Raw genomic sequence first — 12,859 nt, forward strand, 5'->3', positions numbered from 1 at the left:
ATTATTGATCAATGACTTATATTGACTATTTTATCGGGTATAGTTGTTCGTCGTCGCTCGCTATGGAACCACAAACAGAAATAATGGCGTGCCTGTCGACGCCGGTTTTCGGTACGAGCGCACCGTCGCGTCCCTTTCATCGACCGACGCACGAACAATCCAGTCGAACCGCAAGGAACCCGATGGCAGTCCCAAACAAGCACATTTCCATCCGTCTCGGGGGCATACACGGCAAGGCGCAGACCATCGTCAATGTGGCTCTCAGGCTGCTGCCGGCCAATCACATCGACTATACCCTGGTCAGCGATGAGCGCGTGCCGGCGGACCTGCTGATCGCCGATGGCGACGACGCCACGGGGCAGGCGCTGCTGGCGGCAAGCGCGCGCGACCAACACGCCATCGTCTACGGCAAACAGGCGCCCGCAGCCGTCGCGGCCCAATGGCAGTACATCCATCCCCTGAGGGTGCAGGGCCTGCTGGACGCCATCGGCGATCTGGTGCGGCATATGCCCGTCCGCACTCGGCAGGCCGGCACGCACGAAATGGACGGCGTTTCCGACAGCTGTCTGCAATGGCTGACGCGCATGCGCCATCTGGACACGCCGTCTCATGCCGTCGTCGCCCCGACGCTGGCGATCTGGATCGACGGGCAGGCCAAGACCTTCTACGCCATCCAGAATTTCGATAAGGTCAGCATGGAAATGGCCGCCTGCAGCCGGCCGCCGCAGGTCCGCACGGTCGACCCGGAGACCTTTCTGGCAGCGACGGCGAAACTTCAGCGCCACAACCTCGACGGCCTGATCTGGCGCACCGCGCACATGCCCCGCAAGGTCGCACCGCTGGATCCGAAACAGCGCTACAGGCTCAGGGGCTGGCCGAATTTCACCCGCGTCGGCGCGCAGGCTCACGAACTCAGGCTGGCGGCGCTGCTGACGCAGCGGGCGATGAGCGTCGCGGAACTCGAACGCGCCAGCGGCTGCGACCAGCAGGAAATCGCCGGTTTCTGCAATGCCGCCCGTTGGTTCGACCTGTTGCTGACCGAAAGCGCAGCCCCCGATCACCGGCCGTCTTCGCTGCCTGGCACGCCTGCGGCCGCGCACGGGCCGGCCTCTTCCGGTCTGCTCGCACGACTTGCGCGCCGCCTGTCCGACATGGTGACATCAAGAGGGGCCGATGAACGCTGACAACAAGATCCTGTTTGCCGGTCCTGTCGGCGCCGGCAAAACGTCCGCGATCCAGGCCATCAGCGATTTCCCGCCAGTGAGCACCGATGTCCACGCCAGCGAGGACGAACGCACGCACGAGGGCAAGACCACCACCACGGTGAGCATGGACTACGGCCATATCGAACTCGACGACGGCATCGGCGTCCACCTTTACGGCACTCCGGGTCAACGCCGTTTCAGCCACATGTGGGACATCTTGACGCAGGGTGGTCTAGGCTTGGTTTTGCTGGTGGACAACTCGCGCGAGGATCCCTTGGCCGACCTGACTTTCTACCTGGAGGCCTTTGCCGATTTCGTTGTCCGGACCGCAGTCGTCATCGGTGTGACGCACACCGATATGGCCCGCCAACCGAAAATGGACGACTATCTCGAACACCTCGCTTCCCACCACCTGAGCCACCCCGTGTTCGAGGTCAACGCCACTCACCGCAACGATATCGTGCTGCTCGTACAGACGCTGCTCGCCTGCCTCCAGACCCGGCCGCGGCCGTAATCCGCATGCCCCTTCGTCCCGCGTCGCTTGAAGGCAGGCTGTATATCCGGCCATGGGCTGCTAACATCAGATAACGGACACCGATGATAAGAAAATCTACTGACGCCGGTGGGTGGACGGGCGCCGAGCGCCGGACACCGGAAGACCCTGAAGCTGCGCACGAGCGCCCCGTTTTCGGTGCGCGATGGAAGATCGCTCATGTCCGCTACGTATAAGACCCTGTCTCTGAATGCCCTGAGTGACAAGGACGCAGCCGTTGTGACCTCGCTGCTCGAATTGCTGGCGGACAGGATGCAGCACGCCTGGCGCGTCGACAACGCCGTCGCGCGGCCGGATCGCATCCTGATCGACATCGACGATCCCATGGGCCAGTCGCTATGGCAAACCTCAGCGCGCGAGGGCCCACGGCGCATCGCGCTCTCCGCCCGCACCCCTCCGCCTGACGCGCTGCACGTGCTGCACAAGCCGATCCGGGCGCGGGATCTGGTCAGCGTGCTCGAACGCAGTCTGGAGCAGGACGCCGCCCGGCAGGGAGCGCCCGCCGCCGCGGGCGCGACGGGCAGGCCTCCGGCCCTCGACGCGTCATCGCTGATCCAGCTCAGACGCTGGCCAAGCCCGCAAGTTGTGCAGGCCGCCGGCGACCGGGCATCGCTGACGCGCCTCAGCGCGGTCTTGATTCGCCGGGCCATGACACTCGAGCAGCTGGCACGCGAAGCGCGCAGCGAGCTTGAAACGGCCCGGCATTTCGTCGAACTGTGCCACCGCCAGGGCTGGCTGGCCGTGCTGGGCTCCGCACCCGCGAATCAGGCACCGGCCCTGTCCACCCGACACGAACGACGGGGGCTGTTTTCGCGCATCCGCGCCGGACTTGGCCTGGGAGGCCAGCCTTGAACGAACTCAAATTCATTTTCACGGGGCCGCCCGGCGCCGGCAAGACGACCGCCATTTCCTCGATCAGCGAAATCCCGCCCGTGGCCAGCGACGTGGCGACCACGGACGACCTCGCCGAGATCAAGCAAACCACCACGGTGGCCATGGATTTCGGCGAGGTCACGCTCCCGGACGGCCAGATACTCCATCTCTACGGCACGCCGGGGCAACGGCGTTTCCGGCACATGTGGGAAATCCTCGCCCAGGGCGCGCTGGGTCTGATCATCCTGTGCGACAACAGCCGCCCTGACCCCATCGCGGACATGGACATCTACCTCGAAAATTTCGCGCAGCTCATTGAGCAGACCGGCGCCGTGGTGGCCGTCAACCGGATGGAGACGCCCAACAGCCCCACACTCGAGGATTACTACACCCATCTGCAGGACATCGGCCTGATCCTGCCCGTACTGGCGGCAGACCCACGCGAACGCGAGGACATGCTGATGCTGCTGGACACCCTGATCACCACGCTGGAGTACGTTTGAATGTCCGTGACCGCCATCACCGAGGAAATCCGCCACATCGCGGAAACGCGGCTGAGGACCCTGCTCGACGAACAGAGCAGCGTCTATGGCGCCCTGCTATCCAGCATCGACGGCCACCGCCAGGCGAGCGCCATGCACAAGGACCTGCACACCTCGAAACTGGCCGCCATGACCAGCTCGGTCATTGCCCTGGGCGAAAGCCTTGCCAAGGAGGCGGAGCAGTCGCAGTGCCAGTTCGTAATCGTGCAGAACCGCGATGGCTACATCGTCACCCAGCGCCTTGGCACAAACCATGCTTTAACCGTCTTCGCCACGGCCACCGTCAGTCTGGGCATGCTGCTCTCGACGATACGCATCGCCGCAGAGGATCTGCACCACTACCTCGCTTAGGCAAACACAGTTCCCGAACGACCGACCCACACCAAGGAGAAACACTCATGGCAGACCTCAACGCCATTTGCGAACAAGTCGTAGACGACGTCAACGACGCCCTCGGCTTTGCCGTTGTCGATCTCGGCTCCGGATTGCTCATGGCCGTGCACCACAAGGTGCCTTATTTCACCCAGAGCTATCTCGACGCGGTCGCCGCGGCGGCGGTCGACATGTTCCGCGGCAAGACCATCAATGCGGTCGAAAAGCTGCTCGCCAACCAGCGTGGCACGGATGTCGCCAACTCCATCAAGGAAGTGCAGATGACCACCGACGGCACCTATCACTTCATGTCCATCGTGCCGGGCAAGCCCAACTCGCTGGCCGTGCTGATCACCGGCCGCAAGGCCAATCTCGGCATGGGCTGGGCCGCGTTGCGCAAGTCGCTGCCGGAAATCGCCCCGCACTGCCCGGGCTGACGCATCGCCTGACGCACCGCCGCACGGTGGTGCGTCAGCGCCCGGCCCGCAACCGCGACGCCAGATCCACCGAAAGACCGGCGGCACGCAGATCGCACGCGGTCGCCTCAAGATCGTAATCCAGCCGCACGAAATCGACCGTCCCCGCCTCCCGGTCCACGACGGCGTATTCGGCGCCGGGCGTGCCGCTGCGCGTCTGCCCCACGGAACCCGGGCAGATCAGCGCCTGATCCGCGTTCGCCAGATCAAAATGCGCGCCGGTCGCATGCAGATCCTCGCCGTCGCGGCGCGCGTACACACCGGCCAGGTGGGTGTGTCCGTGGAACGCCAGCCGCACGCCCTCCCGCTCGAGCCAGTCGAGATTCAGCGTGTAGGTCATGTGATAGACATAGGCGTAAAAGAAATGCTTGTCGATCGGCGCACCATGGACCGCGAGCCAGTCGTGACCGCGCAGATGCGGCGGCAACGCACCCAGCCAGGCCCGCTCGTCGTCATCGAGCCGCGTGCGCGTCCATTCCACCACCTCGCGCGCCAGCGTGGAAAAGCCGCGACGGGTGCTGCCGGTGGCCGCGCCGTAATCATGATTGCCCTGGATCACCGTGTAGCCGCGCTCGCGCAGCATCGCGATGCATTCGCGCGGGTGCGGGCCGTAGCCCACCACGTCGCCGAGGACCAGTCCCGACGCGATACCGCGCGCGTCGATATCCCGCAACACGGCTTGCAAGGCAGGCCGATTGGCGTGCACGTCGGCCAGCAGCGCAAAGCGCGCGGCATCGGCCGCGACGACCGGCGGCAGCGCGGGCGACGCGGCCACGGGAATGACGACGCGCGCGTCCTTGCGCGCCAGCAGCAGGTCCTGCAGACGCGCCATGGCTTCGCGGCCAGGGCCGGCAGGCATGAAGACCTGACGCAATTGCCCGCCCAGTACGTGCAGCTGATGACGCTCGCCCCAAGCAGACAGTACTGCGGTCCGCAGCCAGCGGCCCAGCTGTTCGATGCGCGCCTCGGCACACCAGGCCGGCTCGGCCCGCAGCCACGATCCGAGCCCGGCGGCGAACCCGGTGTGATCGTCCCAGGGGTAAAGATCGTCATCCAGGTAGTACAGCCGCTCCTGCGCATCCAGGCCGAAGTTGGACAAGCCTTCGTCCAGCCGGCGGTCGTGTCGGGCGGCCAATGAAAAATATTGTTTGAGCAACGGCTCCAAGGCCGCGAAACGACGCGCTTCGTCCCCCAGCCCGCCCTCCGCATGCAAGGGCATTAGACGCGGCGCCACATTGCCGATGATCGGTCCTTCCGGCGCCTCGGCCACGAACCAGGTCTTGGCAGGCGGATGGACGGCCAGCGCGCGTTCGCGCGCGACCGCCTGCTCCGCCCAGATGCGGCTGTCGCGCGTGCCGAAATTCAGTTCCGTGCGCAGTTTGACCACCGCGTGCGCGTCAGCATACAGGCGGGTCGTGGTGCGTCCGGTGAACGCCGAATCGCGCTTGAGTGGCTGCGGCGTTCTCGCCGCCACGGCGATCGACGTGATGCTCATGACCTGCAGGGGGTCGAGCGAACCGACGATGTCGATAGAACCGGGACGTATGTGCATCACGGTATGTATCATACGGCAATCCCGATGCTGAATGCCCCTTGTGACGCCGCCCAGCTACCGCCAGCTTCTGCGCGAATTCTTTACCGGCCGCATGATCGTGGCGGCGCTCATGGGCTTCGCCTCCGGCCTGCCGCTGCTGCTCACGCTGACCCTTTTGCAGGCCTGGCTGACCCAGGCCGGCGTGTCCCTCGGCGAGATCGGCCTGTTCGCCCTCGTCGGCATTCCCTACACGATCAAGTTCCTGTGGGCGCCGTTCATGGACCGCTACGTCCCGCCGCTGCTCGGACGCCGCCGCGGTTGGCTGTTCGTGCTGCAGCTGCTGCTGGCGCTCGCCATCCTGCTGCTGGGCCAGACCGATCCGCACCGCAACCTCACCCTGGTGGCCGTGTTCGCGCTGCTGGTGGCGCTGTTCTCGGCCATGCAGGACACGGTGATCGACGCCTATCGGCGCGAGTCGCTGGCCGACGACGAACAGGGGCTCGGTGCCTCGCTGTACGTATGGGGCTACCGCGTCGGCATGCTGGTGGCCTCCGGCGGCGGTCTGATCCTCGCGCAGTACGCCGGTTTCGCACTGACCTTTGCCGCGATGGCGGCGCTCATGCTGCCCGGCCTCGTCACCACGCTGTTCGCGCCCGAACCGGACACCCACAAGCCCCTGCCGCCCGACCTGCGCACCGCCGTGGTCGGCCCCTTCGTCGAGTTCTTCAGCCAACGGCAGAACGCGCTGCTGATCCTGCTGTTCATCCTGCTCTACAAGCTCGGCGACACCCTCGCCACCACCATGACCACACCGTTCTATCTGGAACTCGGCTACTCCAAGGCGGACATCGGCGCGGTAGTCAAGCTGTTCGGCTTCTGGGCCACCGTGTTCGGCGGCTTCGCCGGCGGCATCGGCATCCTGCGCATCGGCCAGTACCGTGCCCTGTGGCTGTTCGGGCTGCTGCAGGCCCTGTCCACCGCCGCCTTCGCCTGGCTGTTCTACACCGGCCCCGTGCTCGGCTGGCTGGCCGTGATCATCGCCTTCGAGAACTTCACCGGCGGCATGGGCACGGCCGCCTTCATCGGCTTCATGGCGAACCTGACCAACAAGGAATTCACCGCCACGCAGTACGCGCTGCTCACCAGCCTGATGGGGGTGCCGCGCACCCTGCTCGCCGCCAGCACCGGCTACATGGCGCAGGATCTCGGCTGGCCGATGTTCTTCATCGTTTGCGCCCTGCTCGCGGTACCGGGGCTGCTGCTGCTCACGCGCTTCCGCGGCTGGCTGCGACCGGCGGGCACGCCGCCGGAAACCTCGCCATGAACACATACATCCAGATGCTGACGCCGGATCGGCTGTGGCAGATCGCCGCCGTCGCGCTGGCGCTGGCCGTGGGCTGGCTGGCCCACCGCCTGGCCACGCAGCGCGTGGCCCAGGCCACCGAAAACGCCCCGCAGCGCAGCCTGCGCCGCATTCTGCTGCGCGGTTCGGAACGACTCGCCTTTCCGCTGGCGGCGCTACTCGTCACCCTGACCGGACGCGCCGCGCTGCTGGCCACACACCGTCCCGGCGAGATACTGGCGGTGATGACCCCCTTGCTGTTGTCGCTGGCCGCGATCCGGCTGCTGGTCTACTTCCTGCGCCAGGGACTTCGACCGGGGCCGACGCTGCGCGCCTGGGAGCAGATCGTCGGCCTGTCCATCTGGGCGGTGGTCGCGCTGCACCTGCTCGGCTGGCTCGAACCGCTGTCGAAACTGCTCGACCGCGTGCAGCTCACCCCCGGGACGCATCCCATTACCCTGCTGACGCTGTTCAAGGCCGGCATGCTGATCGGCGTGGTGTTCCTGCTCACCTGGTGGGTCGGCAGCGCCATCGAGCGCCAGATCATGGCCGCGGGCGGCATCAGCGCAAGCTTGCGCGTAGGCATCGCCAAGGTGATCAAGTTCGTGATGCTGGTCTTCGGCCTGCTGATCGGACTGAATCTGGTCGGCATCGACCTGACCGCCTTCACCGTGTTCGGCGGCGCCCTCGGCGTCGGCCTCGGCCTCGGCCTGCAGCGCATCGCGAGCAACCTCGTCAGCGGCTTCATCCTGCTGTTCGACCGCTCCATCCGGCCCGGCGACGTGATCAGCATCGGCGACCGCTTCGGCTGGGTGCAGGAGCTGCGCGCCCGCTACATCGTCGTGCGCGACCGCGACGGCGTGGAAACCCTGATCCCGAACGAAAACCTCGTGACCTCGCAGGTGATCAACTGGAGCTATAGCGACCGCAAGGTGCGCCTCAAGACGCCGGTCACCATCAGCTACGCCGACGATCCCGAGCACGCGCTGCGCCTGATGGAGGAGGTCGCCCGCGCGCATCCGCGCATACTCGACGACCCGTCGCCGGGCGCGCGCCTGCTCTCATTCGACGACAACGGCATGCGCCTCGAACTGCGTGCCTGGATTCAGGACCCGGAGGCCGGCGTGAACAACATCCGCTCCGAGCTCAATCTCGCCATCTGGCGCGCCTTCAAGAACCACGGCATCACCATTCCGTACCCCCAGCGGGTGGTGCACCTGCCTGCGGGCGGCGGCAGCCTGGACGGCGGCCGGCGCTAAGCTGCGCTATCGGCAGGCGGGCACCGCTCTGCTAACATCCGCCCGGACGCCACGAGCCGCTAGACTCAAAGGCATAGAATTGGCCATAACGACAAAGCGATACGCCAAGGCACGCCATGACCGGATGGATCGGCTGCGCACGCAAGAGCCCCGTCATCACCCTGATTCTGGGGTTGATGCTGTGCGCGCACGCATCGGCCGCCCCCTCTCCACGCTGCCTGATCGTTTCCTCCTACCATACCGGCTACGCCTGGAGCGACGGGGAACTGGGCGGGCTGCGCACTGGGCTCGCCTCGCATTGCGAGATCAGGGTCGCCGAACTCGACAGCAAACGGCAACCGGCGCCGGCGCAGATCGCCGCAGCGGCGCAGCGCGTCGACGCGCTGATCCGCAGTTGGAAACCTGACGTGGTCATCTGTCTCGACGACAACGCCATGCGTTATGTCGGGCTGCCCTATCTGCTCGGCACCGGCATTCCGCTCGTCTTCGCGGGCATCAACGCCTCGGTCGCCCCCTATGGCCTACCCTGGCCCAACGCCACCGGGATGATCGAACGCGCGCCGTTTCTGCCGCTGCTTGAGGCGGCACAAACCATCGTGCGGCACGGCGACACGCTGACCTACCTCGCCGCCGACACCGTCACCGAGCGACGCGACCTGGAGGCACTGACCCAGGCGGCGGACAGCCTCGGCATACGCGTCAATGCCGCGCTGGTGAAAACAGGCAAGGCCTGGATCGACGCCCTGATCCAGGCGCAACACACGGACGGCTTCATCGTGCTCGGCTCGCCCGCCGGTATCCGGCACTGGGAGCCGGCAGCCGCGCTGGCCGCCATCAAACAGGACAACCGCCGCCTGACCCTGACCACCTATACGTGGATGATGCCCTACGCCATGCTCGGCTTCACCCGTAGTGCGGAAGAGGAGGGTCTCTGGGCGGCGTCGGCGACCGTGGCCATACTCGAAGGCAGCAAACCTGCCGAAATCCCGATCATCCCCAGCCGCGACTGGGACGAATGGCAAAACGCCGCGCTGCTCGAGGCCGCGGGCATCCGCCTGCCCAGTTGGATCGCGAGCGTCGCCAAGCGAGCCGACGCCCCATGAACGCGACGCCTCCGCCCAACGTCGCGGCGCGCGGCGACCGCCTGTTTTCATGGCGCGAAATCGCCGCCGGGCTGGCGGCCGCGCTGCTGCTGAGTCTTGCGCTCGCGACGATCCTCGGCTGGCTCAACCTGAACGAATCTCGGCGCGTCTACAACACCCAGGCCACCAGTATCGTACAGCTGATTTCCCAACGCCTGGCCGCCGACCGCGCCGTCCTCACCCCACTCTCAGGCCTCTATCAGGCAAGCGCCCTGCATAACACCCACCAGCTGCTTTCCGTTGGCAGCACCCTGCTGCGCAGCTATCCGTATTTTTCCAATTTCGCATACCTGCGCTGGCTGACCGCAGACGCGCGCCAACCTTACGTCGCACAAATGCGTGAACGCGGCTATCCGCAGTTTCGCATCCATCCGCTCGGCGAGCCCGAAGGCATCGTGTCAGCCGACGCGCCGGCCTTGATCGTCAGCTTTCTCGCGCCGCTGACGCCGCACAATGCAAGACACCTCGGCGCCGACCTGCTGAGCAATCCCCGCATCGCCAAGGCCGTCGAATACGCCATCCGGAGCGGGCGCATGGCGGTGGTCGATGTCCCGCACTTCAATGGCGACCATCCCGGCTATCTGGCTCTGATGGCGACCTATTACGGCTTTCACCCGCCTCGCGACGCACAGCAGCGCCAGCGTCAGCTCAGCGGCATGTTCATGGTTTCGGTCGACTTTCCTAGCATGCTCGACGACATCGAAATCGCCCACCCGCGCTGGGGCCTGAGCATATTCAACCCCGAAGGCGACACGCACTCGCCGCGTCTCATCTACCGCCGCAGCATGCCATCATCCGGGATGCTGTCCAGCTGGCTGCCCGGCTACCGGATCGAGCGCCAGTTGAACGTCGACCACCACCGGCTCCTGATCCGGCTAGACCGTCACACTGCGTTCTCGGACGTCCGGCCAGGCACGATCGTGCCGGCCATGCTGCTGCCCTGGATGTTCATCGGCGCCCTGGGATGGGTGACCGGACTGCGCCGCCAGGCGCGACACGCACAACAAGCCGCGGAACGCGAGCTGGCGCACAGTCGCGAGCAGGCCGAAATCGCCCTCAGCTCGATCACCGATGCGGTGATCACCACCGACGCCCGGATGCGCGTCCAGTTCATGAACCCGGTCGCCACGCGACTGACCGGATGGCCGATGGCCATGGCCATCGGCCATCCCCTCGACACCGTCGCGATGCTGCGTGACGAACGCACTCACGCGCCCATGTCTGTTGCTCCCGAGCACGTCGCAACCTTTCTCGGCAAATCCCTGGAAGGCGAACTGCGCGCACGTGACGGGCGCAGCCATGCCGTGGAGATTCGCTTCACCGCATTGACCCGCGGCGACGATGCCGCGGGCGGGCTGGCCCTGGTACTGCGCGACCTCAGCCGCGAGCGCGAACTCGAAGACGCGCTCGACTACCAGTCGTCCCGCGACCCATTGACCGGGCTGCTCAATCGTCGCAGCTTCGAGACCTATCTGCGCCAATGGCTGAGCCTGTGCCAGCCCAAGGGCTCCGATGGCGCACTGTGCCAGGTCGATCTCAACCACTTCAAGCTCGTCAACGACACCGCCGGTCACCGCGCCGGCGACGAATTGCTGCGCCAGTTCGCCTGGCTGCTCGATACCGTGCTTCCCTCCGGCACCGTGCTCGCGCGCCTGGGCGCGGACGAATTTGGCTTGCTGCTGCCCCCCAATGCCGTCGAACCGCCCGAGCGGATCGCTGAGCAACTGATCGAGGCCGCACGCGCCTTCGATTTCAGCTGGGAACAGCAACATTTCAATATCGGGGTAAGCATCGGCCTGGTCAGGGTGGCCGATGCCCGACAGGACGCCGGCGATCTGCTCGTCATGGCCGATCTCGCCTGTCTGGCCGCCAAGGACAGGGGGCGCAACAACCTGCATATCTACGACGCCGGCGACAAGGCGATCGCCCACCGCTCGGGCCAGATGCTCTGGCTGACGCGTCTGCAGGAAGCCTTGCACGACGAACGATTCGTGCTCTACACCCAGCCGATGTTGCCGCTCAACGCCGAGGCCCGACCGCGCGAGCTGCATGAGTTCCTGCTGCGCATGCACCTGGACGACGGCAGCCTTGCCGCGCCGAATCTATTCATTCCCGCCGCCGAGCGCTACCAGTTGATGGCGGAACTCGATCGCCGGATCATCGACCTCGCGCTCGCGCTGGTGGCGCGCAGTGCCGGTAGCCCGCACGACACCCTGTACACGATCAATCTGTCCGGCCAGTCGGTCGGCGACCCCCACCTGGCCGGTTATGTCTTTGAACGTCTGCGCCACCATGGCGTCAATCCGGGGCAGATCTGCTTCGAAATCACGGAAACCGCCGCAATCAGCAACATGCACGGCGCGCAGACCCTGATTCGCCAGCTGCGTGCCCGCGGTGTGCGCTTCGCGCTCGACGACTTCGGCGCCGGCCTGAGCTCCTTCACGTATCTCAAGCGCCTGCCCGTGGATTTTCTCAAGATCGAGGGCGAATTCGTGCGCGGCATGCTGCAGGATGCAACCGACCGCAGCCTGGTCGAATCCTTCTGCGAGATCGGACGGGCCTTCGGCCTGCACATCATCGCCGAATCGGTCGAGGACGAGGCGACGCTGGATCTATTGCGGCAGATCGGCGTCGACTACGTGCAGGGCTTTCACATCGGTCGGCCGCGCCCAGCACCGTTCGCCGCGCCGACACGCATGCTCAATGCAGACCCTGGGACGTCGGCGGTGTAGACGCGCTCGCCTGCGGCGTGGCGAGGTGCGAAATCATACGCCAGCCTTCCGGGAAACGTCGGTAGGTGTTGCTGTAATGCAGAACGCCACTCGGCGACAGCTCGCCGGCCCGCACGATGCGCTCCTCGCCCACGTGTACCGCCAGGTCATCGTCGGCTTCCCGCCACAGGCACACGGGCAGTATCCGTACGTCCAACGCCCGGGCGAACACGCCGAGCCACCCCTCCAGCACGGCGCGGGCACCAACCTGCGGACGCGCGTTCGGCCCCGGATGCATGCACAGTACCTCTTGCGTTTCCGCCCAGACGGCCATCATCGCCTCCGGATCGGCGGCCTGCAGCGCGGCGTAATAGGCCGCCTCGCAGTCATCGGGAGTGGCGAACCCGGTCGCGCTCAATGCAGCGCCCCCCGAGCCTCAGCCGTCTCGGTCCAGCCGGGCGAGGCATGGTGGGACACCAGGTGCCACCCCGCCGCGTCGCGGTGAAAGGCGTTGACCGCGAACACCAGACCGGACTCGCCCTCGGTGGCAAAGCGCTCGATCACCGCATGCACGGCTACGCGCTGCGAGCGCGTGCGCGACAATGGCTGGATCTGCAGTCGGGCAGGCGCCGCGCGCGAGGCGCCGAACAGCTCAGCCCAACTGGCCCGAACGGCCTCCACACCCTTCAGCCGGCCCATGCCCGGGTGTATGCACACGATCGCGTCGCTATGCGCCCAGACCCGCATCATGGCATCGGTATCGCGCGCCACGAAGGCTTCGTAAAATGCGCGCTCGGCATCCTCGGGCTTGTCCATGTGGGCAACTCCATGATCTCCGGACTCTGCGGCA

Annotated in this window: 13 protein-coding genes; 10 read left to right on the forward strand and 3 right to left on the reverse strand. The window is 66.1% G+C overall.

The features are described from left to right. Positions 1–182: 182 nt before the first annotated feature. The 6 genes from THPRO_RS12810 (at position 183) to THPRO_RS12835 (ending at position 3,982) form a co-directional block, all read left to right on the forward strand. Positions 183–1,184, forward strand: a complete 1,002-nt coding sequence (locus THPRO_RS12810) for a hypothetical protein (protein WP_038092731.1) — start codon at positions 183–185, stop codon at positions 1,182–1,184. Next, positions 1,174–1,719, forward strand: coding sequence for a GTP-binding protein (locus THPRO_RS12815; RefSeq protein ID WP_065089720.1), 546 nt, complete (start codon positions 1,174–1,176; stop codon positions 1,717–1,719). The genes THPRO_RS12810 and THPRO_RS12815 overlap by 11 nt, the downstream gene beginning before the upstream one ends. Positions 1,720–1,917: 198 nt before the next feature. Beyond that, positions 1,918–2,610, forward strand: a complete 693-nt coding sequence (locus THPRO_RS12820; RefSeq protein WP_038092728.1) for a hypothetical protein — start codon at positions 1,918–1,920, stop codon at positions 2,608–2,610. Continuing rightward, on the forward strand, positions 2,607–3,134 hold the full coding sequence (locus tag THPRO_RS12825; protein ID WP_038092726.1) for a GTP-binding protein: 528 nt from the start codon (positions 2,607–2,609) through the stop codon (positions 3,132–3,134). Before THPRO_RS12820 ends, THPRO_RS12825 begins: the two co-directional genes overlap by 4 nt. Continuing rightward, positions 3,135–3,524 (forward strand): roadblock/LC7 domain-containing protein, encoded by a 390-nt coding sequence (locus tag THPRO_RS12830; protein ID WP_201786988.1) that lies wholly within the window; start codon positions 3,135–3,137, stop codon positions 3,522–3,524. 47 nt (positions 3,525–3,571) lie between these two features. Beyond that, complete coding sequence (locus THPRO_RS12835; RefSeq protein ID WP_038092722.1) at positions 3,572–3,982, forward strand: hypothetical protein; 411 nt, start codon at positions 3,572–3,574, stop codon at positions 3,980–3,982. A gap of 34 nt (positions 3,983–4,016) precedes the next feature. Here THPRO_RS12835 and THPRO_RS16400 read toward each other — a convergent pair whose 3' ends face one another. After that, a complete protein-coding gene (locus tag THPRO_RS16400) occupies positions 4,017–5,573 on the reverse strand; it encodes a metallophosphoesterase family protein (RefSeq protein ID WP_161489987.1) in 1,557 nt (518 codons plus the stop codon). A 34-nt stretch (positions 5,574–5,607) separates the two neighbouring features. Here THPRO_RS16400 and THPRO_RS12845 point away from each other — a divergent pair, with 34 nt between their 5' ends. From THPRO_RS12845 to THPRO_RS12860, 4 genes are all read left to right on the forward strand, one after another. Then, on the forward strand, positions 5,608–6,879 hold the full coding sequence (locus THPRO_RS12845) for an AmpG family muropeptide MFS transporter (protein WP_201786989.1): 1,272 nt from the start codon (positions 5,608–5,610) through the stop codon (positions 6,877–6,879). Further along, positions 6,876–8,156 (forward strand): mechanosensitive ion channel family protein, encoded by a 1,281-nt coding sequence (locus tag THPRO_RS12850; protein WP_065089721.1) that lies wholly within the window; start codon positions 6,876–6,878, stop codon positions 8,154–8,156. The genes THPRO_RS12845 and THPRO_RS12850 overlap by 4 nt, the downstream gene beginning before the upstream one ends. A gap of 116 nt (positions 8,157–8,272) precedes the next feature. Next, positions 8,273–9,259, forward strand: a complete 987-nt coding sequence (locus THPRO_RS12855; protein WP_052064617.1) for an ABC transporter substrate-binding protein — start codon at positions 8,273–8,275, stop codon at positions 9,257–9,259. Further along, positions 9,256–12,030 (forward strand): bifunctional diguanylate cyclase/phosphodiesterase, encoded by a 2,775-nt coding sequence (locus THPRO_RS12860; protein ID WP_052064616.1) that lies wholly within the window; start codon positions 9,256–9,258, stop codon positions 12,028–12,030. The genes THPRO_RS12855 and THPRO_RS12860 overlap by 4 nt, the downstream gene beginning before the upstream one ends. Here the strand turns inward: THPRO_RS12860 and THPRO_RS12865 are convergent. Both THPRO_RS12865 and THPRO_RS12870 read right to left on the reverse strand, forming a co-directional pair. After that, a complete protein-coding gene (locus THPRO_RS12865) occupies positions 11,999–12,427 on the reverse strand; it encodes a YybH family protein (protein ID WP_038092719.1) in 429 nt (142 codons plus the stop codon). The genes THPRO_RS12860 and THPRO_RS12865 overlap by 32 nt on opposite strands. Continuing rightward, on the reverse strand, positions 12,424–12,825 hold the full coding sequence (locus THPRO_RS12870) for a YybH family protein (protein ID WP_038092716.1): 402 nt from the start codon (positions 12,823–12,825) through the stop codon (positions 12,424–12,426). Before THPRO_RS12870 ends, THPRO_RS12865 begins: the two co-directional genes overlap by 4 nt. Between the last annotated feature and the right edge of the window lie 34 nt (positions 12,826–12,859).

Source organism: Acidihalobacter prosperus, from assembly GCF_000754095.2.
Taxonomy (GTDB): domain Bacteria; phylum Pseudomonadota; class Gammaproteobacteria; order DSM-5130; family Acidihalobacteraceae; genus Acidihalobacter; species Acidihalobacter prosperus.

Bases quoted from the DNA above. Each gene is read 5' to 3' on its own strand.
- THPRO_RS12810 (WP_038092731.1), top strand. From the start codon at position 183: ATGGCAGTCCCAAACAAGCACATTTCCATCCGTCTCGGGGGCATACAC.
- THPRO_RS12850 (WP_065089721.1), top strand. From the start codon at position 6,876: ATGAACACATACATCCAGATGCTGACGCCGGATCGGCTGTGGCAGATC.
- THPRO_RS12815 (WP_065089720.1), top strand. From the start codon at position 1,174: ATGAACGCTGACAACAAGATCCTGTTTGCCGGTCCTGTCGGCGCCGGC.
- THPRO_RS12845 (WP_201786989.1), top strand. From the start codon at position 5,608: ATGCCCCTTGTGACGCCGCCCAGCTACCGCCAGCTTCTGCGCGAATTC.
- THPRO_RS16400 (WP_161489987.1), bottom strand. From the start codon at position 5,573: ATGCACATACGTCCCGGTTCTATCGACATCGTCGGTTCGCTCGACCCC.
- THPRO_RS12870 (WP_038092716.1), bottom strand. From the start codon at position 12,825: ATGGACAAGCCCGAGGATGCCGAGCGCGCATTTTACGAAGCCTTCGTG.
- THPRO_RS12830 (WP_201786988.1), top strand. From the start codon at position 3,135: ATGTCCGTGACCGCCATCACCGAGGAAATCCGCCACATCGCGGAAACG.
- THPRO_RS12855 (WP_052064617.1), top strand. From the start codon at position 8,273: ATGACCGGATGGATCGGCTGCGCACGCAAGAGCCCCGTCATCACCCTG.
- THPRO_RS12835 (WP_038092722.1), top strand. From the start codon at position 3,572: ATGGCAGACCTCAACGCCATTTGCGAACAAGTCGTAGACGACGTCAAC.
- THPRO_RS12860 (WP_052064616.1), top strand. From the start codon at position 9,256: ATGAACGCGACGCCTCCGCCCAACGTCGCGGCGCGCGGCGACCGCCTG.
- THPRO_RS12820 (WP_038092728.1), top strand. From the start codon at position 1,918: ATGTCCGCTACGTATAAGACCCTGTCTCTGAATGCCCTGAGTGACAAG.